This window comes from Streptomyces sp. NPDC049879, assembly GCF_044461265.1.
GTDB lineage: Bacteria > Actinomycetota > Actinomycetes > Streptomycetales > Streptomycetaceae > Streptomyces.
Window position 1 is genome coordinate 289,212 of sequence record NZ_JBITKT010000004.1, and the last position, 24,415, is coordinate 313,626.

22 protein-coding genes are annotated in these 24,415 nt (G+C 75.2%); 10 read left to right on the forward strand and 12 right to left on the reverse strand.

Going from position 1 to position 24,415, the window contains the following annotated elements; genetic code table 11:
• Window positions 1-12: 12 nt before the first annotated feature.
• Both ACIBPC_RS16155 and ACIBPC_RS16160 read right to left on the reverse strand, forming a co-directional pair.
• Window positions 13-600 (reverse strand): hypothetical protein, encoded by a 588-nt coding sequence (locus ACIBPC_RS16155; RefSeq protein ID WP_398844931.1) that lies wholly within the window; start codon window positions 598-600, stop codon window positions 13-15.
• The gene (locus ACIBPC_RS16160; protein ID WP_362967534.1) at window positions 600-1,745 is read right to left on the reverse strand and encodes an ROK family glucokinase; all 1,146 of its coding nucleotides are present in this window, start codon (window positions 1,743-1,745) and stop codon (window positions 600-602) included. The genes ACIBPC_RS16155 and ACIBPC_RS16160 overlap by 1 nt, the downstream gene beginning before the upstream one ends.
• A 184-nt stretch (window positions 1,746-1,929) precedes the next feature.
• On the opposite strand from ACIBPC_RS16160, the gene ACIBPC_RS16165 reads away from it, so the two are divergent.
• Together ACIBPC_RS16165 and ACIBPC_RS16170 are read left to right on the forward strand one after the other, a co-directional pair.
• On the forward strand, window positions 1,930-2,970 hold the full coding sequence (locus ACIBPC_RS16165) for a LacI family DNA-binding transcriptional regulator (protein WP_398844934.1): 1,041 nt from the start codon (window positions 1,930-1,932) through the stop codon (window positions 2,968-2,970).
• Window positions 2,971-3,028: 58 nt separating this feature from the next.
• Window positions 3,029-4,180 carry an amidase gene (locus ACIBPC_RS16170; protein WP_398844937.1) on the forward strand — a complete coding sequence of 384 codons (1,152 nt, stop codon included), beginning with the start codon at window positions 3,029-3,031 and terminating at the stop codon, window positions 4,178-4,180.
• A 425-nt stretch (window positions 4,181-4,605) separates the two neighbouring features.
• Here ACIBPC_RS16170 and ACIBPC_RS16175 read toward each other — a convergent pair whose 3' ends face one another.
• Complete coding sequence (locus tag ACIBPC_RS16175; RefSeq protein WP_398844940.1) at window positions 4,606-5,880, reverse strand: epoxide hydrolase family protein; 1,275 nt, start codon at window positions 5,878-5,880, stop codon at window positions 4,606-4,608.
• A gap of 62 nt (window positions 5,881-5,942) precedes the next feature.
• Here ACIBPC_RS16175 and ACIBPC_RS16180 point away from each other — a divergent pair, with 62 nt between their 5' ends.
• Window positions 5,943-6,914 (forward strand): helix-turn-helix transcriptional regulator, encoded by a 972-nt coding sequence (locus tag ACIBPC_RS16180; protein ID WP_398844943.1) that lies wholly within the window; start codon window positions 5,943-5,945, stop codon window positions 6,912-6,914.
• A gap of 175 nt (window positions 6,915-7,089) precedes the next feature.
• On the opposite strand, the gene ACIBPC_RS16185 is transcribed toward ACIBPC_RS16180, so the two are convergent.
• Both ACIBPC_RS16185 and ACIBPC_RS16190 read right to left on the reverse strand, forming a co-directional pair.
• The gene (locus ACIBPC_RS16185) at window positions 7,090-9,384 is read right to left on the reverse strand and encodes an FtsX-like permease family protein (RefSeq protein ID WP_398845618.1); all 2,295 of its coding nucleotides are present in this window, start codon (window positions 9,382-9,384) and stop codon (window positions 7,090-7,092) included.
• Between the two features lie 44 nt (window positions 9,385-9,428).
• On the reverse strand, window positions 9,429-10,136 hold the full coding sequence (locus ACIBPC_RS16190) for an ABC transporter ATP-binding protein (RefSeq protein WP_398844945.1): 708 nt from the start codon (window positions 10,134-10,136) through the stop codon (window positions 9,429-9,431).
• Between the two features lie 211 nt (window positions 10,137-10,347).
• Here ACIBPC_RS16190 and ACIBPC_RS16195 point away from each other — a divergent pair, with 211 nt between their 5' ends.
• Window positions 10,348-11,643, forward strand: coding sequence for a sensor histidine kinase (locus ACIBPC_RS16195; RefSeq protein ID WP_398844947.1), 1,296 nt, complete (start codon window positions 10,348-10,350; stop codon window positions 11,641-11,643).
• The gene (locus ACIBPC_RS16200) at window positions 11,640-12,308 is read left to right on the forward strand and encodes a response regulator transcription factor (RefSeq protein WP_362967548.1); all 669 of its coding nucleotides are present in this window, start codon (window positions 11,640-11,642) and stop codon (window positions 12,306-12,308) included. Before ACIBPC_RS16195 ends, ACIBPC_RS16200 begins: the two co-directional genes overlap by 4 nt.
• A gap of 27 nt (window positions 12,309-12,335) precedes the next feature.
• On the opposite strand, the gene ACIBPC_RS16205 is transcribed toward ACIBPC_RS16200, so the two are convergent.
• From ACIBPC_RS16205 to allB, 5 genes are all read right to left on the reverse strand, one after another.
• The gene (locus tag ACIBPC_RS16205; protein ID WP_398844950.1) at window positions 12,336-13,523 is read right to left on the reverse strand and encodes a cytochrome P450; all 1,188 of its coding nucleotides are present in this window, start codon (window positions 13,521-13,523) and stop codon (window positions 12,336-12,338) included.
• A 188-nt stretch (window positions 13,524-13,711) separates the two neighbouring features.
• A complete protein-coding gene (locus tag ACIBPC_RS16210) occupies window positions 13,712-14,134 on the reverse strand; it encodes a ribonuclease domain-containing protein (RefSeq protein ID WP_398844952.1) in 423 nt (140 codons plus the stop codon).
• Between the two features lie 175 nt (window positions 14,135-14,309).
• The gene (locus tag ACIBPC_RS16215; RefSeq protein ID WP_398844955.1) at window positions 14,310-15,083 is read right to left on the reverse strand and encodes a hypothetical protein; all 774 of its coding nucleotides are present in this window, start codon (window positions 15,081-15,083) and stop codon (window positions 14,310-14,312) included.
• Window positions 15,084-15,192: 109 nt separating this feature from the next.
• On the reverse strand, window positions 15,193-16,341 hold the full coding sequence (gene alc, locus ACIBPC_RS16220; protein WP_398844958.1) for an allantoicase: 1,149 nt from the start codon (window positions 16,339-16,341) through the stop codon (window positions 15,193-15,195).
• Window positions 16,338-17,726 (reverse strand): allantoinase AllB, encoded by a 1,389-nt coding sequence (gene allB / locus ACIBPC_RS16225; RefSeq protein ID WP_398844960.1) that lies wholly within the window; start codon window positions 17,724-17,726, stop codon window positions 16,338-16,340. The genes alc and allB overlap by 4 nt, the downstream gene beginning before the upstream one ends.
• A gap of 132 nt (window positions 17,727-17,858) precedes the next feature.
• On the opposite strand from allB, the gene ACIBPC_RS16230 reads away from it, so the two are divergent.
• The 4 genes from ACIBPC_RS16230 to ACIBPC_RS16245 all read left to right on the forward strand — a co-directional run bounded on the left by ACIBPC_RS16230 (window position 17,859) and on the right by ACIBPC_RS16245 (window position 21,586).
• Entirely contained in the window at window positions 17,859-18,644 is a 786-nt protein-coding gene (locus ACIBPC_RS16230) for an IclR family transcriptional regulator (RefSeq protein WP_362967560.1), read from the forward strand.
• A gap of 81 nt (window positions 18,645-18,725) precedes the next feature.
• Window positions 18,726-19,304, forward strand: coding sequence for an NTP transferase domain-containing protein (locus ACIBPC_RS16235; protein ID WP_398844964.1), 579 nt, complete (start codon window positions 18,726-18,728; stop codon window positions 19,302-19,304).
• A 50-nt stretch (window positions 19,305-19,354) separates the two neighbouring features.
• A complete protein-coding gene (gene aceB, locus ACIBPC_RS16240; RefSeq protein ID WP_398844967.1) occupies window positions 19,355-20,947 on the forward strand; it encodes a malate synthase A in 1,593 nt (530 codons plus the stop codon).
• A 99-nt stretch (window positions 20,948-21,046) separates the two neighbouring features.
• A complete protein-coding gene (locus ACIBPC_RS16245; protein ID WP_398844969.1) occupies window positions 21,047-21,586 on the forward strand; it encodes a DinB family protein in 540 nt (179 codons plus the stop codon).
• Between the two features lie 423 nt (window positions 21,587-22,009).
• Here the strand turns inward: ACIBPC_RS16245 and ACIBPC_RS16250 are convergent, their stop codons facing one another.
• Together ACIBPC_RS16250 and ACIBPC_RS16255 are read right to left on the reverse strand one after the other, a co-directional pair.
• Window positions 22,010-22,564, reverse strand: a complete 555-nt coding sequence (locus tag ACIBPC_RS16250) for a glycoside hydrolase family 25 protein (protein ID WP_362967568.1) — start codon at window positions 22,562-22,564, stop codon at window positions 22,010-22,012.
• 293 nt (window positions 22,565-22,857) lie between these two features.
• Complete coding sequence (locus ACIBPC_RS16255; protein ID WP_398844971.1) at window positions 22,858-23,430, reverse strand: TetR/AcrR family transcriptional regulator; 573 nt, start codon at window positions 23,428-23,430, stop codon at window positions 22,858-22,860.
• 94 nt (window positions 23,431-23,524) lie between these two features.
• Here ACIBPC_RS16255 and ACIBPC_RS16260 point away from each other — a divergent pair, with 94 nt between their 5' ends.
• Window positions 23,525-24,412: an NmrA family NAD(P)-binding protein gene (locus tag ACIBPC_RS16260; protein WP_398844974.1), complete on the forward strand. Its 888-nt coding sequence runs from the start codon at window positions 23,525-23,527 to the stop codon at window positions 24,410-24,412.
• The last annotated feature ends 3 nt before the right edge of the window (window positions 24,413-24,415 follow it).

Sequence of the window (24,415 nt, forward strand, 5' to 3'; positions counted from 1 at the left end):
CGCGGACGGGGTTCAGACGTCGGCCTCGGACACCACGTAGACGCGCGGCCGCTCCTCGCGCGTGACGTCCACGACGACCGAGACCTCCGGCTCGTCGGGGGACTGCTGGACCGTCAGCCCCGTGTAGGTGCGGGCCGGGTCGTCGAAGGACCAGCCGACCGTGTCGGCCTCCGCCGCGCTGACGGGGGACGAGCCCGGCGCCAGGTCGGCGGGCTCGGCGCCCAGTTCGTGCAGGAAGCTGCTCAACTGCTCGGGCGAGCAGCGGAATTCGGTGTAGAACGTGCTGCGGTCCCAGGAGTTCGTCTCGTACCAGCCCACGTACGCCGCGCCGGTGGGGATCGGGACGTCGTAGATGCGGCGCTGGACCTTGCTCGGCCACTCGTAGATCAGCGCGCGGGCCGACGCGGTGCGCGCCTTGTCCTCGCCGCTGTCCCGGCTCTGGTAGGCGGACAGGGCGAGATAGCCGGCGGGGACCGCGATCAGCAGCGCCACGACGACCGCCGCCAGCCAGCGGTGGCGCGGGCGGTGCGGCGGGCGCTGGGCGGGCGCGGCCGGGGACGGCGGGTTCGGCGAGGGCGGCGGCGTCGTGGTGGCGGTCATCAGCGGGTGGTCCGTCCCCGGGGTGGCAGGCGCAGGTCGAACGTGGTCCGGTGGACGCGCTCGGCGCGGCGCCGGTTGGCGCGGCGGAAGCGGCGGGCGACCAGGCGCGCGAGGTCGGCGGCGCCGACCATCCCGGCGTCGGTGCCCAGTTCGGCGCGGACGATGGTGGCCTCCGGCCGGTAGCCGCGCCCGGTGAGCTGGCGGCGGAACGCCTCCCTGGCCGGGCCGATCAGCAGGTCGTCGGCCTCGCTGACGCCGCCGCCGATGACGAAGCGCGCCGGGTCGAGCGCGGCGGCGAGGTTGGCGATGCCGACGCCGAGCCAGCGGCCGACGTCCTCCAGCAGCTCGACGCACATCGCGTCGCCGCCGCGCGCCAGTTCGCTGATGAGGGGGCCCGTGATGTCGCCGATGCGGCCGCCGACGCGGTCCAGGATGTGGTGCGCCACGGGCGAGTCGGCGGCGGCCAGTTCGCGGGCCTCGCGGACGAGCGCGTTGCCCGAGCTGTACTGCTCCCAGCAGCCGCGGTTGCCGCACGGGCAGCGGTGCCCGCCGGGCACGACCTGCATGTGGCCGAACTCGCCCGCCACCCCGTACGCGCCCCGCTTGACCTTGCCGCCCTCCAGTATGGCGCCGCCGATCCCGGTGCCGAGGGTGATCATCACGAGGTGGTCCGCGCCCCGGCCCGCGCCGAAGCGCCACTCGCCCCACACGGCGGTGTTCGCGTCGTTGTCCACCATGATCGGCACGGCGAGGCGGGCGGCGAGCGCGTCGCGCAGCGGCTCGTTGCGCCAGGCCAGGTGCGGCGCGAACAGGACGGTGGAGCGGTCGGTGTCCACCCAGCCGGCCGCGCCGATGCCGACGGCGTGCACGTCGTGCCGGTCGGACAGGTCGAGAACCAGTTCGGCGATGGTGTCCTCGACGACCTTGGGGCTCTTGGACTTGTCCGGCGTCTCGGTGCGGACGCGCTCGACGACGTTGCCCTCGGGGTCGACGACACCGGCCATCACCTTCGTACCGCCGATGTCGATGCCCACGGTCGGCACCCGCGGGGCGGACAGGTGTGAGCGGCGCTCGCGGGTGGCGGCTGCGCTGCGCACCGTCGCACGGACCGTCCGGCGGTTGACTCGCTCACGGTAGGTACTCATCGGCTCGATTCTGCCCTACCCCCGGGCGGCCCGGGCCGCTGCCCACCCGCTGACACGGCGCGGCCCGTGCCGCGGCGCCGGAATCCCGGCGGGCCGGGGCCGCGCGTCCATGGCGCGGGCGGGCGTTCCTGGACCATGATGCGACGGACCGCCGGTGGGGAGCCGGGCGACGGAGGGGTGTGGTGTGAGGCGTCCGACCATGCAGGACATCGCCCGCAGGGCCGGGGTGACGAAGGCCGCCGTCTCGTTCGCGCTCAACGGGCGGCCCGGCGTCTCCGAGCCGACGCGGCGGCGCATCCTCGCCATCGCGGACGAGCTGGGCTGGCAGCCGAGCAGCGCGGCGCGCGCCCTGTCGGACGGGCGGGCCGGGGCGTTCGGCCTGGTCGTGGACCGGCCGGCGCACACGCTCGGACTCGAACCGTTCTTCATGCAGCTGCTCTCCGGCATCCAGGGCGAACTGGCGCGCGACACCACGCCGTTGCTGCTGACGATGGCGCACGACCAGCAGGCCGAGATGGAGCTGCACCGCGGCTGGTGGGCGCGGCGGACGGTGGACGGGGTGTTCCTGATGGACCTGCGCGTGGACGACGCGCGGGTGCCGCTGCTGGAACGGCTCGGCATGCCCGCCGTCGTCATCGGCGGGCCGCTCGGCACCGGCACGCTGCCCGCCGTGTGGAGCGACGACGCGGCGGCCGTGGACACGGTGGTGCGGCACCTCGCCGAGCTGGGGCACCGGCGGATCGGGCGCGTCTCCGGGCCCGCGCACCTGCGGCACACGGCGGTGCGGACCGCCGCGTTCGACCGCGCGGCGCTGCGGCTCGGCTGCGCCGGGCTGACGCTGGAGGCCGACTACAGCGGCGAGAGCGGCGCCGCCGCCACCCGCGCCCTGCTCGCGCCGCCGCCGGGCGAGCGGCCGACCGCGATCCTGTACGACAACGACGTGATGGCCGTCTCCGGGCTCACCGCCGCCCAGGCGCTCGGGCTGCGCGTCCCGGCGGACCTGTCGGTGGTGGCGTGGGACGACTCGGCGCTGTGCGAACTGGTCGGTCCGCCGCTGTCCGCGCTGAGCCGGGACATCCTCGCGTACGGCGCCCAGGCGGCGCGGCGGCTGCGGGAGGTGGCGGCGGGGGCCGTGGCGGGCGGGGAGCAGGAGGCGTCACGCCCCGAGCTGCGGCTGCGCGGCTCGACGGGACGCGCACCGGCGGCGGTGCAGCCCGTGCGGTGACCGCGCCCGTCCTTCTCTTCTCTTCTCTTCTCCACCTCCGCTGGAAGGCTGTCCCCTCTTGCTGCACCACGACGAGTACGTGTCCCTGACCGCGCGGGCCATCGCGGCGGGGGTGGGCGGGCGCGAGCTGTCCGCGGTGGAGGTGGCGGACGCGGCGCTGCGGGTGATCGCCGCGCGCGACGGGGCGGTACGGGCGTGCGCCGCCGTCTGGGCCGCGCGGGCGCGCCGCAGGGCGCGGGCGGTGGACCGCGCGGTGCGCGGCGGGGCGCGGCTGCCGCTGGCCGGGGTGCCGGTGGTGGTGAAGGCGGCGGAGGGGCTCGCGTCGTACCAGAGCGCGCGGCTTCTGGCGGCGGGCTGTGTGCCGGTGGCGGCGGGGTCGGTCCCGGCGGGGCGGACGTACCAGACGTGGGGCGCGACCGACCGCGGCCCGACGCGCAACCCGTGGCTGCCGGACCGCGCCCCGGGCGGCTCGTCGGCGGGCTCGGCGGTGGCAGTGGCGACGGGCATGGTGCCGCTGGCGACCGGCAGCGACGGCGCCGGGTCGGTACGGATACCGGCCGCCTGGTGCGGGGTCCTCGGGCTGAAGCCGACGAACGGGCGGCTGCCGCCGCGCGACCGCGCCGGGCTGAACGTCGGCGGGCCGCTCGTCCGCGACCCGGCGGACGCGGCGGCCTGGCTGCGCGTGGTGACGGGCCACGATCCGGACGCCGTGGCGCCGCCCGTACGGCCGCCGCGCGTCGTCTGGTCGGCGACGCTCGGGTACGCGCGGACGGAGCCGGAGGTCGCCCGGGTGGCGCGGGAGGCGTTGGGGCGGCTGGTGGCGGGGGCGGGGCTCGTGCCGGTGGACCGGCCGCCGGTGCGGCTGACCGACCCGGAGGCGGCGTGGCGGGCGCTGCGCGGCCCGGACGGCGCGGCGGCGACGGCGGCGCGGGCGGTGAACGACGCGCGGCTCGCGGAGGTGTTCGCCGACGCCGACCTGCTGGCCACCCCCACGACGCCGCACCCGCCGCACGGCCACGACGGTCCGGGCGAGCGGATGACGACGGCGCTGACCTGGGCGTTCAACCTCAGCGGCCACCCGGCGCTCAGCGTCCCTGCCGGGACGACGGCGGAGGGCGAGCCGGTGGGGCTGCACCTCGTCGCGCGTCACGGCGAGGAGGCCCTGCTGCTCGCCACGGCGGCGGCACTGGGCGCGCCCGGGCCCGTCTGAGCCCCCGACCCACCGGGGCATGGCGGCGCGGACGGGGGAAAGGACAGCGCAGCCCAAGGCCCCGGCGGACGTGCCGCGCCACCACTGCGGCGCATGCCCAGGACCCCTGCGGTCCCGGTCCGGGCGGCTTCGGGACGGTGGACCGCCGCCCTCTGGGGAAGCCCTGCCTCCACGGGCACCCGTCCGGCGAAGCCCCACCTTCCCCGCCGCAAGGTGTGACGGAGGTCGGGTGGCCGTCGCGCCTCCGGCCCCGGCACAGGTGACCGCCGTCGCGGCACGTCCTGAGCGAAGCAACGAGGACCGCCGCGGCTACCGTGCCCCGCCTCCGCCTCCCGGCGGACACCGCCGATCGAGCGGGTGCGGAAAGGCGACCCGGTACCGCCCGTCAAAGGGCTTGTGAGCCCGCCGGGGCGGGGTCAGGGCGGTCAGGGCAGAGCCCGGAAGAAGCCGCGGACATCGCCGACGAGTTGGTCAGGGGCTTCCATGGACAGGAAGTGGCCGCCGGTGTCGAGTTCGGTCCAGCGCACGATGTTGTGGTCGCGCTCGGCCCAGGGGCGCACGGTGACGTCGTGGGCGGAGAGCAGGACGCCGGTGGGGACGGTGCCGCGCAGGGCGGCCGCCCAGTCGCCCCCGGCCTCGCCCCACTCCTGGCCACCGTCTTGCCCGCCGGTGCTCCAGTCCGCTGCCTCGGCCGACGCACCGTCGGCGCCCGAGTCGCCGCCCTCGCCACTGCTCCAGTCGTTGGCGGAGACGGCCTCGTAGTAGACCTGGGCGGCCGAGCCGGCGGTGGCGGTCAGCCAGTACAGCGAGATGCCGGTGAGGAAGCGGTCGCGGTCGATGCTGGCCTCGGGCAGGCCGTCCTCGGGGTCGGTGAGTTCCTTGAACTTCTCCACGATCCAGGCGAGTTGTCCGGCCGGGGAGTCGGTCAGGGCGTAGGCGACGGTCTGCGGGCGCTTGGAGTTGCACTGCAGGTAGCCGTCGTTGAAGTTCTGCATCTTCTGCCAGCGGCGCTGGTCGGCCTCGGAGAGACCGTCCATTTCGCCCTCTGCGCCGACCGGGAAGGCGATCATGGCGCTGAGGTGGATGCCGATGACCTTGTCCGGGGCCTGCTTGCCGACCTCGGGGGCGACCCAGGAGCCGGTGTCGTAGCCCTGCACGCCGTAGCGGTCGTAACCGAGTCGGTCCATCAGCTCGACCAGCAGCCCGGCCATGCGGGCGGGGTCCATACCGGGGCCGGCCAGCGGGGTGGAGAAGCCGAAGCCGGGCAGGGAGGGGATGACCAGGTGGAACGCGCCGGTCCCCTCGGCCGCGCCGTCGCCGCCGTGCGCGGCCGGGTCGGTCAGGGGGCCGATGACGTCGAGGAAGTCGGCGAAGGTGCCGGGCCAGCCGTGCAGGAGCAGCAGCGGGGTGGCCTCCGCGTGCGGGGAACGCACGTGGACGAAGTGCAGGTTCTGGCCGTCGATGGTGGTGGTGAACTGCGGGTGGGCGTTCAGCCGCGCCTCCTGGGCGCGCCAGTCGTATGCGGTGGCCCAGTAGGCGGCGAGTTCCTTCATGTACGGCGCGGGTACGCCGCGGCTCCAGCCGACGCCGGGCAGTTCGGCGGGCCAGCGGGTGCGGGCCAGGCGGTCGGTCAGGTCGTCGAGGTCGGCCTGGGGAATGTCGATACGGAAGGGCTTGATGTCATGGTGTGTGGCGTCCATGCGTCGACCGTATGATCCGCTTAGGACGAGTTCGGTCCTAAGTCACGGGGAGGCTGGGCGGCATGCTGAACACCTCCGCGCGGCTGCTGAAGCTGCTTTCCCTCCTGCAAGCCGGCCACGACCATACGGGCAGCGCTCTCGCCGACCGGCTCGGCGTCAGTGCCCGCACCGTCCGCCGCGACATCGACCGGCTGCGCGAACTCGGCTACCCGGTACAGGCCCTGCAGGGATCGGCCGGATACCGCCTCGGCGCCGGGGCCGCGATGCCTCCCCTGCTCCTGGAGGACGACGAGGCCATCGCCGTCGCGGTGGGGCTGCGCACCACCGCGGGCAGTTCGGTCGCCGGGATCGAGGAGACCGCGCTGCGCGCACTGGCCAAACTCGAACAGATCCTGCCCGCCCGGCTGCGCCACCGCGTGAACACCCTCCAGTCGGCCACCGCCCACGTCGCGGCGACAGGGCCCGCCGTCGACCCCGACGTCCTGATGACCCTGGCCGAGGCCTGCCGCCGCCGCGAACGCCTGCGCTTCGACTACACCAGCCCGCACACCGGCGCCAGCGGCCGCGACGCAGAGCCACACCACCTGGTCAGCTTCCACCGGCACTGGTACCTGATCGCCTACGACACCGACCGCGACGACTGGCGCACCTTCCGCGTCGACCGCCTCACCCCGCGCACCCCCACCGGCCCCCGCTTCGCGCCCCGCCCCCTGCCCTACGACGACCCCGCCACCTACCTCTCCCACCAGCTCTCCTGGCAGACCTGGCCCTACCAGGCCACCGTCACCCTCCACGAGCCCGCCGACGCCATCGCCGAGCGCCTCTGGCCCGGCATGGGCGTCCTAGAGGCCGTCGGCCCGCACACCTGCCTCCTGCGCCTCGGCGCCGACACGATCCCTGCCCTGGTCTGGATGATCACCTCCGTGGACGCCGACTTCACCCTCACCCACGGCCCACCGGAACTCACCGAGGCCCTGCACGCCCAGGCCACCCGCTGCCTCAACGCCGTCCGAGAACCCCCGCACACCAGCTGACAACGCTGAGGCCGCCGAGGTGCTCAGCGTGCCGAGCCCCGCCGTACGCGAGCCGGGCCCGGCATGAACCGAGCCGCCCCGACCGGTGAGCGCCGGCGCCGGACCCCGCCCGACAGGGCGAGCGCCTGATCACCCCGCTGCTCCGCGGCCGGTGTCCGAGCCGGGACGCCAGGGCCTACTCGGTGCGCAGTGCCGTGGCCGTCCGCGTCCTGGCGGCCCAGGCGGCGGGCAGGAGCGCGCCCAGGACGGCGATGACCAGGCCGCCGAGCGCCAGCGGCAGCAGTTCGGCGCCGTGGTAGACGTCGACGACCGAGCCGGGCAGGCGCAGTCCCACGCTGTCCCCCATCGCGGGGATGACCCGGCCGTGCAGCGCCACACCGAGCGGCACGCCCACGGCGCCCGCGGCCAGCCCGGTCACGGCGACGGAGGTGATGACCGTCGTGACGGTCTGCCGGGGGGTCATGCCGAGCGCCTTCTGGACGCCCAGCTCCCGGACCCGTTCGCGCGTGTCGAGCAGCACGCCGTTCAGCACGCCGAGCGCGGCGACGGCGACGAGCATCAGCGTGAGGACCGCGGACAGCGCGTCGAGCGTCGCGACCATGGAGCCGCCGCCCCCGTCGCCCCCCGCCCGGGCGGTGGCCCCGAGCGGCGCGAGGTCGTCGTTCAGCGCCGCGACGTACCCGGCCACGTCGGTGCCCGGCGTGAGCGCGATGTGGTGGCTCGTCTCCGTCGGGTCGGGATGTGCGGCGGCGAGGGTCGCGGCGTCGGTGAAGACCCGCATGCCGTCGTTGCGCGGGTCGAGCACCTCGCCGACGATCCGGACCGTGACCGGCTCGGCCAGGCCCTCCAGGGTGACGGTGTCGCCGGTGCGGGTGCCGGTCGCGGTGAGGAAGCCGGATGGGACCACGGCCTCGCCCGGCCCGTCGATCCAGCGGCCCGCGACCATCGTCCAGCCGCCCCAGGAGGCGTCGCCGGTGAACGCGGTCACGTCGACGGTGCCGGTCAGGCCGGACACGGTGGCCCGCAGGCTCGCCGCGCTGTAGTACCTCCCGGTCCCGGCACGTCCCTCGACGGCGGCGGCGACGGCGGCTGGATCGGGTTGCGCCGCGGGGCGGAGGCCGTCCGGCCCGAGGGCGGGCGGCGCCGCCGGGACGGTGACGTCGGCCGCGTCGTGGGCCCTGGCCTCCATCACCTCGCCGAGCGAGGCGGCCATCCCCACCGTGAACGTGACGGCGACCGTGCCGGACAGGACCGCCGCGCCCATGGCCAGCGCGCGGGCGGGCCGGGCGAAGGGCCGCGCCAGGCCCAGGACGACCGGCAGCGGCAGCGGCAGCCGCCCCGCCCACCGGGCCGCCCACCGGCCGCGCCCCGCCCCGGCGGTACGCCCGACGGCGAGCGCGTCGACCGTGCGCAGCCGCCCGGCCCGTGCGGCGCTCGCCCAGGCCGTCGCCGCGACCAGGCCGAGCACCCCGGCGGCCACGGCGGCGTCCACCCACGGGGCGACGGCCGGGTTCGAGGTGCCGTAGACCTCGCCCGCCTCGGCCAGGACGGGGACGGCCAGCAGGTGGCCGGCGAGGACGCCGAGGACGGTTCCCGCGGTGGCCGGGACCAGGGCCTGGCCGACGTAGGCGCGCACGACCTGGGCGGGCGTGAAGCCGACGGCCTTGAGCACGCCGATGCGGCGCGTCCCCGTGCCGACGGCCGAGGCGACCACGTTCCCCGTGACGAGCACCGCCATGGCCAGGCCGAGGGCGCCGAACGCGGTGAGGAACGGGACGTACGCCGCCGTCTCCCGTTCGGCCTCCGCCCTGACGGTGAGCCACGACTGCTCGCCGACGGCCGCTCCCGGCGGCAGCGACGCGGCCACGGCGTCGCCGCCCGCCGCGACCTGCGCGGCGGTGCCCGCGTCGGTGAAGCGGTAGAGCATCTGGTAGCCGCCGCTGCCGGGCGCGGTGAGCGCGGGCATCTGCGCCGGGACGACCCACGCGTCGGCGGTCCGCGTGACGGAACGGGCCACGCCGACGATCGTCAGCGCCGGGCTGCCCAGCAGGTCGGGGAAGGTGACCCGCGCGCCCAGGTCAGGGAAGAGCGGGGCGTCGGCGGACAGCGCGATCTCGCCGGGCCGCGCGGGCCACCGCCCGTCGAGCAGCGCCAGCTCGTCCACGTCCCCGCCGGGCTCGTCCCTGCCCGCCACGGTCACCGGCCACCCGGGGCCCGCCGCGTCCGGGCCCGGGGTGAGCGTCGCCGTACGGAACGGCCCGGCCGCGCCGCTCACCCCCTCGGCGCGCGCGGACTCCGCCAGCCGTGCGGCGTCCGCCTCGTCCGCGTCGAACCGCACGGACAGGTGCGCGCCGCGCTGCGCGGCGAACGCGTCGTCGAACGGCGCGGCCGAGACCGCGAGCAGCGATCCGCCGAGGACGGCGGCGGCCACCGCCATCATCGTCGCGAGCCCGACGACCAGCGTCTGCACGCGGCGGCGCGCCACCCCGGCGCGCACCACCCTGCCGGGCGCGCTCAACGGACGGCCGCCGGGGTGAGGGCCGACGACGGTGCGTCGCCGGTGATCCGGCCGTCGGCGATGCTGACCGTGCGGCGGGTGCAGGAGCGGGCGAGCGACAGGTCGTGGGTGACCACGACGAGGGTCTGGCCCTCGGCGTTGAGGGCGGTGAGCAGCCGCCCGACGTCCTCTCCGGCGGCCGTGTCCAGGGCGCCGGTCGGTTCGTCGGCCAGGAGCAGCGCGGGGCGGTTCACCAGGGCGCGGGCCACGGCGACGCGCTGCCGTTCGCCGCCGGACAGCCGCCCGGGGTACGCGCGGGCGTGGCGGTCGATGCCCAGCAGGCCCAGGAGTTCGGCGGCGCGGCGGCCGGCCTCGGCGCGTCCGGTGCCGGCGAGGCGGGCGGGCAGGACGACGTTCTCGGTGACGGTCAGGTCGTCCAGCAGGTGGAAGAACTGGAAGACCATGCCGATCGTCGCCCGGCGGTGCAGCGCGGCCCCCGCCTCGCCGAGCCGGTCCACCCGCGTCCCGGCCACGGTGACGGTGCCCGTGTCGGGGCGGTCGAGGCCCGCGACGAGGTTGAGCAGCGTGGACTTGCCGCTGCCCGAGGGGCCGAGTACCGCGACCGCCTCGCCCGGCCGGACGGTCAGCGAGACGCCGTCCAGGGCGGGCGGGCCGTCGTCGTAGCGGCGGCTCACCTCGCGCAGTTCGATCACCGGCGTGGTCATGAAGTGCTCCTTGCCTCAGGGCGGTTGACTGCCCGAACGCTAGGAGCGGGCCCGTCGCGCGGGCGTCCCCCGGCCGGACCCTTTGCCGTACCGCGCCGGGACGAGCGGCGGTGGCGTCATCCCCGGGGTGTAGGCGGCTGATGTATCCGGTGCGGCGGGAATGGCCACGGAGGCGGATTCCGGCGTTCCGCGCGGCGGCGACAATGAGCCGGTGACGCACGTACGTACGACTCCCGGGCGGCTGCGGGAGGCCGTCCGCCGGGCGGTCCGCGACGCCGGGCGGCCGAGCGGTCCGCCGCCGCGGCCGACGCGGCGCGCCTGGCTGTCCGACGCGCTGGTGGCGCTGGTGCTCGGCGCCGCCACCGTCCACTACGGCATCGACAACGCCGACAACATCGTGCGGCGTGAGATCGCGCCCGGCGTGGAGTACCTCAGCGTCCGCCCGTCGGGCACCGGCGGCCTGGCCCTCATGGTGACCCTCGCGGTCACCGCCTCGGGTGCCCTGGCGCTGCGCCGCCGCTACCCGCTCGCCGTGCTGTGCGTCGTCACGGCCGCGACGCTGGCGACACCGCAGAGCGTCATGCGGCTGACGTTCTACGCGTTCGTGATCGCCGTCTACAGCGCCGCCGTGTACAGCCCCTACCGGGTGGCGGCGCTGGCGGCGCTGCCCGCGGCGGTCCTCCTCGTCGGCACCTCGGGGAGCCCGGCGGACCCGGTCGTGCCCAACGAGTACATCGCGCTGCTGATCCTGATCCCGATGGCCGTGGCCGCCGTCGGCCTGCGCACCTGGAAGCTGCGGACCGCCGCGGGCCGCGTCCGGCTCGACGCCCTGGAACGCGAGCAGGCCGAGGCGCTGCGCCGCGCCGTCGAGCACGAGCGGGCCAGGATCGCCCGCGAGCTGCACGACGTCGTCACGCACAACGTCAGCGTGATGATCATCCAGGCGGGCGCGGCGCGCACGATCCTGCGGACCGCGCCGGAGCGCGCGGGCGAGGCGCTGCTCGCCGTCGAGGCGGGCGGGCGCGCGGCGATGACCGAACTGCGCCATGTCATGGGGCTGCTCACCATGGCGGACGAGAACGGTGACGCGGACGCGCCGGACGGCGGCGCGGACCTGGCGCCCCAGCCGGGCCTCGACCAGCTGGCGGCGCTGGTCGGACGCGTACGGGACGCCGGGCTGCCCGTCGGGCTGACCGTGACGGGCACGCGCCGCCCCCTCCCGCCGGGGCTCGAACTGGCCGCCTACCGCGTCGTCCAGGAGGCGCTGACCAACACCGTGAAGCACGCGTCGGGCGCCTCCGCCGCCGTGACCGTCGCGTACGGCGCGGAACGGCTCCGCGTCGAGGTCACCGACACGGGCGGGCGTCCCGGCGCGGCGGGCGGCAGCGGCCGTGGCCTGATCGGCCTGCGCGAACGCCTCGCCGTCCACGGCGGGAACCTGACGACCGGCCGGCGCCTGACCGGCGGCTTCCGCGTGGAGGCCCTGATCCCCCTGGAGGCACCGTGACCGAGCCGCTGCGCGTGGTGGTGGCCGACGACCAGACCCTGGTCCGCACCGGATTCCGGCTGATCCTCGGCGCCGACGGCATCGACGTCGTCGCCGAGGCGACCGACGGGGACGAGGCGGTCGCGGCGGTGCGCCGCACGCGCCCCGACGTCGTGCTGATGGACGTGCGGATGCCGGGCACCGACGGCCTGGAGGCCACCCGCCGCATCCTCGACGGCGCGCCCGGCAGGCCCCGCGTCATCATCCTCACCACCTTCGACCTGGACCGGTACGTGTACGCGGCGCTGTCCGCCGGGGCGAGCGGCTTCCTGCTGAAGGACGTCACGCCCGAGCAGCTGACCGCCGCCGTCCGCACCGTCCGCACGGGCGACGCCCTCCTCGCGCCCGCCATCACCCGCCGCCTCGTGCAGCGGTTCGCCCGGTCAGGCGGCGACACCGCCGCGCTCCACCGCGACCTCGCCTCGCTCACCCCGCGCGAACTGGAGGTCCTCGGCCTGCTGGCCAGGGGCCTGAGCAACGCCGAACTCGCCGCCCGCCTCCACCTGGCCGAGGCGACCGTGAAGACCCATGTCGCGCGCATCCTCGCCAAGCTGGGGCTGCGCGACCGCGCGCAGGCCGTCGTCGTCGCGTACGAGACGGGGCTGGTCAGCGCCGGGGGAACGTGAGCCGGAGGAACGCGGGCCGGTCCGCCGTCACCAGCGCACGGGCAGGTTCAGCGGGCCGTGGAACAGCATCCCCGGGCGCCAGCCGCCCGGTTCGGCGTCGAGCGCGAGGTCCGGCGCCCGCCCGAGCAGCGTCCTGATCGCCGTCCTCGCCTCCAGACGGGCCAGCGGGGCACCGAGGCAGTAGTGGATGCCGTGCCCGAACGCGAGGTGCCCGCCCGTCTCGCGGCGCACGTCGAAGCGGTCGCCGCCGGGGAAGCGCGCCGGGTCGCGGTCGGCGTCGGCGATGCCCGCGAGCACGGCGTCGCCCCGTTCCACCCGCGTGCCCGCGATGTCGACCGGCTCGGTGGCGAACCGCATGGTGCCGGTCGAGACGGGCGCGTCGTACCGCAGCATCTCCTCCACCGCGTTGTCGACGAGGGACGGGTCGGCGCGCAGGGCGGCGAGCTGGTCGGGGTGGCGCAGGAGGGCGAGGACGCCGTTGCTGATCAGGTTGACGGTCGTCTCGTGCCCCGCGATCAGCAGCAGCCAGGCCATGCCGGTGAGTTCGGGCCCGGAGAGGCGGTCGCCGTCCTCGTCGGCGGTGTGCAGGAGGGCGCTCATCAGGTCGTCCCCCGGCCGTTCGCGCTTGGCGGCGAGGAGCGACTCGATGTACGCGGTCATCTCCTCGCGCGCCGCGCGCTTCTCCTCCGGGGGCCTGAGGCTGAACAGCCGCGCGGTCCAGTCGCGGAACGTGTCCTGGTCGAAGAAGGGCACGCCGAGCAGTTCGCAGATGACGGTGATGGGCAGCGGGACCGACAGGCCGTCCACCAGGTCGGCGCGGCGCCCCGGCGCGGCGAGCATCCGGTCGAGCAGCCCGTCGGTGATCTCCTGGACGCGCCCGGCCATCCCGGCGATCCGCCGGGGCGTGAACTCGCGGACGACCAGGCGCCGCAGCCGCGTGTGGTCCGGCGGGTCGAAGACCAGCATGTGGGGCGCGGGCGACACCTCGAAGGGCCGCCCCGCCGGTCCTGGCGGCGGGTACATCTTGCTCAGGCGCGCGTCGGCGAGGGCGGCGCGCGCCTCCTCGTGGCCGACGACGAGCCACACCTCGTAGCCCTCCGGCGTGCGGACCCGGTGCACGGGGCCGCGCTCGCGCAGCGCCGCGAGGAACGGGTACGGGTCGCGGTCGAACCGCTCCCCCAGCGCGCCCAGATCGGTGACGGTCTCGGTGGTCATCCCCCACCCCTTCGTCTGTCCTCGGTACGGGAGCGGAACCGGGCTCATGCTAGGGCGGGGGGTCGCATGCGGGTCAACAGCGGCATTCCGGCCATTCTCCCCTGCCCCGAGGCGGGGGGCGGCGCCGGGACCGTGTGGGGGAACGGTCCCGGCGCCTGTGGGGGGACGGGGCGGAAAGCGGCGGGGGGTCAGCAGCCGTGGTCGACGAGGTCGAACGACGCGTAGTGGTCCGCCGTGTAGTAGTCCTCCTCGTACGCCTCGCCGGTGACGATGCGCCGGGCGCCGCGGGTGCTGCTGCCGGGCGTCTCGACGGTGTACTCGGCGTAGTAGCCCGTGGGCTGGGCGGGGAGCAGTCCTTCGCGGTTGTGGAAGGTCCCGCCGTCCTGGGGATACGGGAACGGGCCGCCGCGCGCGATGAGGTCGAGGGTGTCGTGGGCCTGGGAGGGGAGGTCGGTCCAGCAGATGTCGCCGAAGCCGGCCGCCTCGACGGCGACGGCGGGGACGGGCGGGGGTGCGGCCGTCGCCGTGGCCTGGCCGGTGAGCAGGACGGTCGAGAGCAGGGCGCCCAGGGCGCCGATCCGTGCGCGTCCCGCGCGGGAGTTCATGCCCATGACACAAGGATGACGCGCGTAGCGGACGGCCCGTCAACGGTGCCCCGCGGATGTTTCCGCACCGTTCACACCACGCGGCGGCCTTTACCGCTTCCCCCCACGGCCACCGCGCGACCCGTCACGGATCGCCCCGCCCTGGAGGTTTGCGCGCGTCCGGACCGGCGGTACGGGACGGCTATGCGTCACGCGCGCGAAGATGGGCGTTCCATCTGGCCCGCAGCCCGGAGAAGTCGTCCTGGGGGAATGTCCGCTCCAGGAAGTCGAGGCCCGGTCCCAGCTTCGGGCGGTAGAAGCCGAAGCCGGGGTCGCGCGGATCGGCGTAGAGGTACTGCCAGCCGAACAGGCCCCGGGTCAGCAGCAGCGCGTCCAGGTACTCGGGATAGGTGATGTCGAGCCGGACAAGGGTCCCGTCCGTGTTGACGGAGAACCAGATCTCAGGGTGCCCGGCCGTACCGTCGACGGTGGTGAACCCGTCGTCGCCGCGGGCGAAACCGGCGAGCGCGCCGATCCCCACCTTGCCTTGCGAATCGAACGCGTGGACGACGAGCTCTCGCTCTTCCGGGCCGAACACCTCGGAGACGTTGCACAGGTACCAGCGGTCGGGGCCCTCGGGCGGCCATGCCCCGGCAGGCCACGCGGCGTCGGGCGGCCCGTCGGGGACGCTGCCCACGCAGACGTTCACCAGGTGCGTGAGCCAGAACTCGCCGCCGATGGATGCGTCCTCACCGGCTCCCCGCCAGTAGCAGCGCAGTTCGTCGTACCGGTGGAAGTTGCCGGCCATGAGCGGGGCGAGGCGGACGCCCGCGACCTTCCGGATCACCTCGAACGCCTGGTCAGGTCCCGTGAGCCACGTGGCGAGGGAGCCCTCGTCCGCGTCGTCCACAGTGATTCCGCCGGTCGAGTGCAACTCGGCGAACACGGCCACCAGCCGGTCCTCGAAGTCAGTCATGAAAACCCGTTCTCCATCGAACACTTGCGCCATGAACATAGCCCAGCGCTCGAACGGGTCGTCGCCTTGCCTCGCGCAAGGCCGCTTCACCGGTCGCGCAGTCCGGGGATCACCCCCAGGCGCTCAGAGCGGCGTGATGCTCCGTCAGCCGCGCCATCCCGGCGGCGGTCGGGGTGCCGTGGAGCCGCAGGCGGGCGATGCCGCCGTCGGGGAGCACGTCCAGGCGCGCGTGGGTCGCCGGGGGCGCGGGGGCGGGGAGCGTGAGCCGGTGCAGGCAGTCGGGGAGCAGCGCGGTCGGCGGGAGGATCTCGTGCCAGACGTCCGGTTCAGGCCCCTCCGCGTCGCGGACCGACAGGGACGCCCAGCCGGGCGCGTTCCCCTTGTAGGTGCCCGTGTCGATCTCGACGGCGCGGACGACGCCCTGCGCGGCGAGGCGGTAGGCGAGCCAGTCGTTGCCCGGCTCGCGGCGGCGGCGCGTCTCCCAGCCCTCGTCCATGGCGCGGGCGCGGCCCGGGTGGGTGGTGTGGACGGGAGGCGAGTAGAAGCGGTCGGAGGCGTCCTCGGCGAGCCCGCCGTGTTCGAGCGCGGCGAGGTCGAACGTGCCGAGCGCCGCGAGCCACGCCGGGTCGGGCACCGCCTCACCGTACGCGCGCAGCCGCGCGACCCCGCCGTCCGGGAACTGGCTGAGCCGCAGGTGCGTGACGCGGCGCGGGGCGGCCGTGACGGCGAACGCGTTGGCCGCGTGCCCGCCGACCGGCGTACGGGGCAGCAGCTCGGTCCAGCCGCCCGGGTCGTCCGGGTCCGCCGACGCCTCGACGCGGACGGCGGCCGGGTGGTTGCCCCGGAAGTGGGCGGTGTCCACGACGAGTCCGCGGACGACGCCCGGCACGCCGAGCCGGATCAGGGCCCAGTCGTGGTCGTCGGAGGCGGGCAGCGGGGTGCCGGGGCCGGTGCCGCGGCGGCGGCGCGTCTCCCAGCCGTCCATGACCTTGCCCTTGTGGCCGAACGCGAGCGGGTCGAAGCGGGCGGGGTGCGGCAGGAGGAGGTTCTCGCGTTCGGCGAAGAACTCGTCGCTCGCGGCCACCACCGAGCCGCCGAGGCGGCGGTCGGCGAGGTCGGGCAGCGCGGTGAACGGGAGCGCCGCCGGGTCGGGCGCGCGGTAGTCGGCGTACGGGTCGCCGCCCCGGTACGGGTCCGCCTGGCCGGTGAAGCCGCCGATGCCCCCGGGGGCGGCGTGGGGGTGGGCGTCGGTGCTCATCGGGTCGTCCTTCCGATCAGGTCGCCGACGGGTCCGGTGACCCGGCCGCGTTCGGCGACGAGCCGGCCGCGCAGCCAGGTGGCGGCGACCACGCCGGACAGGGTCAGGCCCGCGTAGGCGGTGACCGGGTTGCGGTGGTGGAGCGCCGCCGGGTCCACGGTGAACCGCTCGTCCGGTTCGAGCACGGCGAAGTCGGCGTCGTGGCCGGGCGCGATGGCGCCCTTGCGGCCGTCGAGCCCGGCGAGCGCCGCGGGTGCCGCCGCCATCCAGCGGGCGACGTCGGCCAGGCCGTGGCCGCGGGCGCGTGCCGCCGTCCAGACGGCGGGCAGGCCGAGCTGGAGCGACGCGATGCCGCCCCAGGCGGCGCCGAAGTCGGGGACCTTCAGGTCGGCCGTGCACGGCGAGTGGTCGGAGACGACGCAGTCGATCGTGCCGTCCGCGAGCCCGGCCCACAGCGCGTCCTGGTTGGCGGCGTCCCTGATGGGCGGGCAGCACTTGAACTCGGTCGCGCCGTCGGGGACTTCCTCGGCCGTGAGGGTCAGGAAGTGCGGGCAGGTCTCGGCCGTGACGCGTACGCCCGACGCCCGCGCGGCGGCCAGCAGCGGCAGGGCGCGGGCGGAGGAGAGGTGGAGGACGTGGACGCGGGCGCCGAGCCCGGCGGCCAGTTCGACGAGGCGGGCGATCGCGTCGTACTCGGCGGCGTCGGGGCGTGAGGCGAGGAAGTCGGCGTACCGGCGGCTGCCGTCCGGGGCGGGCGCCTCGGCGAGCCGGGCGGGGTCCTCGGCGTGGACAATCAGCAGCCCGCCGAACGCGGCGGTCTCCGCCATCACGCGGGCGAGGTCGTCCGGCGACAGCTCGGGGAACTCCTCGACGCCCGACGGCGACAGGAAGCACTTGAAGCCGAAGACCCCCGCGTCGTGCAGGGCCCGCAGCTCGGCCGTGTTGTCCGGCACGGCGCCGCCCCAGAAGCCGACGTCGGTGTGGACCCGGGCGCGCGCGGCGCGGCGCTTCACGTCGAGGTGGGCGGGGGTGGTGGTGGGCGGGACGCTGTTCAGCGGCATGTCCACGACGGTCGTGACGCCCCCGGCGGCCGCGGCGCGCGTCGCCGTCGCGAAGCCCTCCCACGCGGTGCGGCCCGGGTCGTTGATGTGCACGTGGGTGTCCACCAGGCCGGGCAGGACCGCCGCGTCGCCGTAGTCCACGAAGCGGGTGCCCGGCGGGGGCGGCGTGTCGTGCGGGAGCACGGCGTCGATCCGGCCGCCGGTGACGGCGACGCAGGCCGCCCGTACGCCGCCAGGGGTGACGACCCGTCGCGAGCGGAGCACCAGGTCGGGCGGGCGGGCGGCGGGCGCGGCGGCGCCGGCGGGTCCTCCGGGACGGGGCACCGGGCCTCCCTTCACCACGGGCGCGCGCCGGTGGTCAACGGTTTGTTGAAGCGATCCTCCGGGGGCGGGGGCGCCTCGTCAAGGGCGGGTAGGCTGCGCCACGTCCGCTCCTACCGAATGAGGTAACGCGACGTGCCGCCCACCGACGTGCGCAGGTCCTCCGCCAGTGGCGGGGTGCAATCACTGGAACGCGCCTTCGCCCTCCTGGAGCACATGGCCGACGCCGGTGGCGAGACGGGGCTGAGCGAACTCGCCACGAGCAGCGGACTGCCGCTGCCGACGATCCACCGCCTCATGCGCACCCTGGTCGCCTGCGGCTACGTCAGGCAGCAGCCCAACCGCAGGTACGCGCTCGGTCCGCGCCTCATCCGCCTCGGCGAAAGCGCCGCGCGCCCCCTGGCCACCTGGGCGCGCCCCCACCTGGCGCGGCTGGTGGACGAGACCGGCGAGACGGCGAACATGGCGCTGCTCGACGGCGACGACGTGGTCTACGTGGCGCAGGTGCCGTCGCGGCACTCGATGCGGATGTTCACCGAGGTGGGCCGCCGTGTGCGGCCGCACACCACCGGCGTCGGCAAGGCGCTGCTCGCCGGGCTGCCCGACGACGAGGTGCGCGCGCTGCTCGCCCGCACCGGCATGCCGGCCGCGACGGACCGGACGATAACGACGCCCGACGCGTTCCTCGACGCCCTGAGCGCCGTCCGCGCGGACGGCTTCGCGCTGGACGACAACGAGCAGGAGATAGGGGTCCGCTGCGTCGCCGTGACGGTGCCCGGCTCGCCCACCCCGGCCGCGATCTCCGTCTCGGGCCCGGCCGGGCGCGTGACGGACGAGGCCACCGCCAGGATGGCGCCGCTGCTGCGCGAGGTCGCCCTGGACCTGGCCACCGCGCTGGCGGGCGTGCCCCGGCGCGGCTGACCCGCGCGCACGCTCCCGCGCCTACGCTGGCGGCATGACCGGCAACGGGAACGGGCACGGGAACGGGAACGGGACGCGGCCGTGATCGCCGGCCTGCTGCTCGCCGCGGGCGGCGGGCGGCGGCTCGGCGGCCGTCCGAAGGCGCTGCTGTCCCTGGACGGCCGCCTGTTCGTGGAGCGCGCGGCCGACGCGCTGCGCGCCGCGGGATGCGCCCCCGTCCACGTGGTCACCGGCGCGGCCGCCGCGGAGGTGGCCGAACGCGCCGACCTGCCAGGCTGCGTCCTCGTCCCTAACCCCGACTGGGCCGACGGCATGGGCTCCTCGCTGCGCGCCGGGCTCGCGTCGCTGCCGCCGGGCACGGACGCCGCGCTCGTGGCGCTCGTGGACCAGCCGCGGGTCGGCGCCGCCGCGATGGCCAGGGTGCTGGCCGCCCACCGGTCGGAACACACCCTCGCCGCGGCGGCTTACGGCGGGCGGCGCGGGCATCCGGTACTGATCGGCGCCGCGCACTTCGCGGGCGTGGCCCGGTCCGCCCGGGGCGACCGGGGCGCGCGCGCCTACCTCGCGGCGCGCGAGGCGGCGGTCGTCCGTGTGGAGTGCGGCGACATCGCCGTGCCCGACGACGTCGACGAGCCAGGAGACCTCATTGATCTTCCATGATGAGGAAACTAACATCCATTCAGCGTCTGCCCCGAAGGAGTGACCGACCCATGTCAGCCGTCACCGTCGAAGCACCGAGGAAGCTGCCACGGCAGGACGACGTCCTCACCGAGGACGCCCTGGACTTCCTCGCCGAGCTGCACCGCAGGTTCACCCCGCGCCGTGACGAGCTGCTGGAGCTGCGCGGGAAGCGGCGCGCGGAGATCGCGCGCACCGGCGCCCTCGACTTCCTCCCGGCCGCCCGCGTGCGCGACGACGAGTGGCGCGTCGCCCCCGCCCCGCCCGCGCTCCAGGACCGCCGCGTCGAGATCACGGGCCCGACCGACCGCAAGATGACGGTGAACGCGCTGAACTCCGGCGCCCGCGTCTGGCTCGCCGACTTCGAGGACGCCTCCTCCCCCACCTGGGAGAACGTCATCGGCGGCCAGGCCAACCTCACCGACGCCTTCGCCCGCCGCATCGACTTCACCGACGAACGCGGCAAGCGCTACGCGCTGAAGCCCGACGACGAGCTGGCCACCGTCGTGACCCGCCCGCGCGGCTGGCACCTGGACGAGCGCCACCTGACCGTGGACGGACGCCCCCTCCCCGGCGCGCTGGTGGACTTCGGCCTCTACTTCTTCCACAACGCGCGGCTGCTGGCCGCGTCGGGCAGGGGCCCGTACTTCTACCTGCCGAAGCTGGAGTCGCACCTGGAGGCGCGGCTGTGGAACGAGGTGTTCACCTTCGCGCAGGCCGAGCTGGGCATCCCCTTCGGCACGGTGCGGGCGACCGTGCTCATCGAGACGATCACCGCCGCGTTCGAGATGGACGAGATCCTCTACGAACTGCGCGACCACGCCTCGGGGCTGAACGCCGGGCGCTGGGACTACCTGTTCTCGATCATCAAGAACTTCCGCGACGCCGGGCCCGGCTACGTCCTGCCGGACCGCAACTGCATCACGATGACCGCCCCGTTCATGCGCGCGTACACCGAACTGCTCGTCGCCACCTGCCACCGGCGCGGCGCGCACGCGATCGGCGGCATGGCGGCGTTCATCCCGTCGAAGGACCCGAAGGTGAACGCGCAGGCGTTCGAGAAGGTGCGGGCGGACAAGGACCGCGAGGCGCGCGACGGCTTCGACGGCTCCTGGGTCGCGCATCCGGGCCTGGTGGAGGTGGCGCGCGCGTCGTTCGACGCCGTGCTGGGCGACCGGCCGCACCAGAAGGACAGGCTGCGCGAGGACGTCCGGGTCACCGCCGCCGAACTGCTCGACATCGGCTCCCTCGACGCCTCGCCGACCTGCGACGGGCTGTGCAACGCGATCCAGGTCGGGACGCGTTACCTCCAGTCGTGGCTGGCGGGCCGTGGCGCCGTCGCCGTGTTCAACCTGATGGAGGACGTCGCCACGGCGGAGATCTCGCGCTCCCAGATCTGGCAGTGGATCGACGCGGGCGTGACGCTCGACAACGGCGAGAAGGTCACCCGCGAGTACGTGCGGCAGGTCGCCGCCGACCAGATGGTGCAGATGCGGGACGAGGTCGGCGAGGACGCGTTCGTCGGCGGCGGCTGGGAGCGCGCCTTCGAACTGCTGCTGCGCATCGCGCTGGACGAGGAGTACGTCGACTTCCTGACGCTGCCCGCCTACGAACTCCTCGACTGACACCGCGCCCGACCGGCACACCCCGCCCAGCCCCCGCCGTACGCGGCCGGGGCTGGGCGTCGTACCGTTCGCGGACCGCTCGACCCCCAGGAGGTCCGCATGACCGCGCCGTCCCCGCGGCTCGCGCCGCTGCTCGCCCAGCTCGACACATCCCTCGACATGCTGCTCGCCCGCATGCGGGGCCTCGGCGACGCCGAGTACCGGTGGCTGCCCGAGCCGGACGCCGCCACCGTCGCGCCGGACGCGGCGGGCCGGCTGCGCCCCGCGCCGCTGCCCGACGACGCGCCGCGGACGCGCACGATCGCCGTACTCGCCGGGCACCTGGGCGAGATGGCGGTGCTGCGCGCCGACCACACGGTGGGCAGCCACGCGATGGGGCCCGACGACGTGAGCTACCCGGCGACGGCCGGGGCGGGCCTCGCGTTCGTCCGCGACGGCTGGGCGCGGTGGCGGGCGGCGCTGGCCGGGCTCGCGGACGGCGAGCTGGACGTCGTGGGCCGCTGCGGCTACCCCGGGGGGCTCGACCCGACGCTGCCGATCCTCGACATCGTTTGGTGGATGAACCGCGAACTGATCCATCACGGCGCGGAGATGGCGTTCGTCCGCGACCTGTACGCGCGGCGGTCCGCGACCGCCTGAGCGCGCCGGTCAACCGATATACCGGGCGGAGAGGTGCGTGTCGCCCGGCCCACCGCCCCGCGCCGCCGCCGGGTTTCGTGCCGGCGGACGAAGAGCGGCGCCGGACGCGTCATCCGCGGGGGTGTTCTCTCGCGTTTCCGAAAAAGAGAAACGCCATCCCCTAAACCAGGGCGGGCCGCGATTTCTCAAAAAAGCCTCAAGATGTTGCCGTCGCATACACGGCAGAGGTTAGGGTGTGTCCACCGTTACCGCACCGGCCACGGCCGGGCGAACGGTGTCCCCCTGAATACGGAACGTGCTCTGTCCTGTGAATTCACGGGACGCGGCAACTCCCCAGCCGTACGGGCACGTTCCGCCCCGGCCTGCTCCGGCGTCGGATTCCGCCGCCGGAGCAGGCAGCAAGGCGCCGGGCGAATACGCTGCTCAGGCGGAACCCGCCCAGTCCTTCAGCGCCTTACGGCTGGAGAAGTCGGCGACATTCTTGTCCAGCGGGTCGCTCGTGTACTGGTGAATACGCCACTTCGCCTGGATACGCGGCTCGCCCGCCGTGCGGTAATCGGCAATCCACAGTCCGTCGCCGGCTTCTGACGTGCTGTCACGGTTCAGCCAGAAGTCGCGATTGCAGTAGAGAAGCACGCGGTGATGGGGCCGCAGCCGCTTCACCTCGGCGAGGAAGTCGTCCTTGTCGGCGTTGCTGGCGTAGGTGCCCTCGGGCGTGGTCTCCCAGTCGACGGCGAGGAGGTCGCCGTCCTCGGCGGCGCAGTGGTCCACGAAGTACTCGGCCTGGGACGCGATGTGCCCTGGCCACAGGAAGTGGTAGAAGCCGACGACGCAGCCCGCGTCGCGCGCCTTGTCGGCCTGTTTCCGCTGTTCGGGACTGACGTAGGACCGCCCCTCCGTCGCCTTCACGACGACGAAGTCGAGGCCGTCCGTGCTGAAGGACGCGTTGTGGGCAGATACATCGACACCATGGAGCATGGGGGATTCCTCCACTTACCGTAGCCGCTCGCATACTTATGGTACGCAAATGGGTGAATTGGACACCTCCCGGCGGGCTCCGGACGTCGAGTTCCGGCCACGGCGGCGGGGCGCCGCTCGCGGGCCCGGCGGACGCGGCAGGGCGCCCGGACACCCACCGCCGGGCCAGGGAACGCGCCGACACGACCCCACGCGCACCTCGGGTCGGACGCCAAACCATCAGGACCGGTGACGCGCGGCGCGCGGAGTCACCGATATTCAGGCCGATTCCGGGCCGTCACGACCGTTCGCCGTCAGCCCCGCAGGCCGTCGAGCGCGATGCCGAGGAGGCGGTCGGCCTGCTCGCGCGTCGCCTCGCTCCCGGCCCACGCGACGGCGCCGACCAGCGTGAACACGTCACGAGCCGTCAGGTCGGCCCTGACCTCACCGGACGCCCTCGCGCGCGCCACCAGCCGGTCAGCGGCGCCGAGGACGCCACGGCAGGCCGCGTACAGCTCGGACGTCTCGTCCTCCAGCGCCCGCAGGCAGGCGGTGGACAGCCCCCGGTAGCGCATCGTGTGCTCCACCGCCGCGTACACCCAGTCACGCAGGCCCTCCGACGGCGAGGGTGCGTCGGCGAGTTCGCCGGCCCGTCCGGCGAGCGCGCCCATCCGGTCGCGGAGCAGCGCCTCCAGCAGTGCCTGACGGGTCGGGAAGTGCCCGTACAGGGTGCCGTTGGCCACGCCGGCGGCGCGGGCGATCTCCTCGAGCGACGCGTCGGTGCCCTGCGCGGCGAACGCGGCGTCGGCGGCGGCGAGGAGACGCTCGTAGTTGCGGCGCGCGTCGGCGCGCATCCGGCGCGGGCGCGGCTGCTCGGCGACCACCATGCGGACTCCCACCTTGCTTATTCGAGACAGTCTCATTATTTTTCTCGGGACAGCCTCATCTTAGCCGCTCCCAGCCACGACAGCGAGGTCCGCCATGAGCGACGCCGCACCTTCCCGCCGTACCGTCCTCGTCACCGGCGCCACCGGCCGCCAGGGCGGCGCCACCGCCGCCCACCTCCTGCGCGGCGGCTGGACCGTCCGCGCCCTCGTCCGCGACCCGGCCGCGCCCGCGGCCCGCGCCCTGGCCGCCGCCGGAGCCGACCTGCGCACCGGGGACCTGGACGACGAGGACGCGCTCGCCGCGGCGGCCGAGGGCGTCCACGGCGTCTTCGCCGTCACACCCGACGACCACGACCCGGAGCGCGAGACGGCGCGCGGCACACGGATCGTGGACGCCGCCGTCGCGGCGGGGGCGGCCCATGTCGTGTTCGCCTCCGTAGGCGGCGCCGACCGCGACAGCGGCTTCCCGTACTGGGCGAGCAAGTGGCGTGTCGAGCAGCACCTGGCCGCGACGGGGGTGCCCGCCACCGTGCTGCGGCCGGTGCGCTTCATGGAGAACCACACCATCCCCGGCCTGCCGTTCGGCGGCATCACCGGCGACGAACTCGTCCACCTCTTCCACCCCGAGGCCCCGGTGCAGCTCATCGCGACCGACGACATCGGCGCGTTCGCCGCCCTCGCGTTCGCCGACCCGGAGACCTGGGCGGGGCAGGCACTCGAACTGGCGGGCGACGAGATGACCTCGCCCGCCGCGGCCGAGCTGATCGGCCGCGCCATCGGCCGCCCCCTCGCCTACCGGCAGGTCACGCCGGAGGGGACCGGCCTCCCGCCGGAGACGGCGGCGGACCTGCTGAGCCGCAGGACCGGCCAGTGGCAGGCCGACATCCCCGCGCTGCGCAAGCTGCACCCCGGCCTGATGGACCTGCCCACCTGGCTCGCGCGCGGCGGCGCGGCGCGCGTCCTCGCGCTGTTCACGCGCTGACGG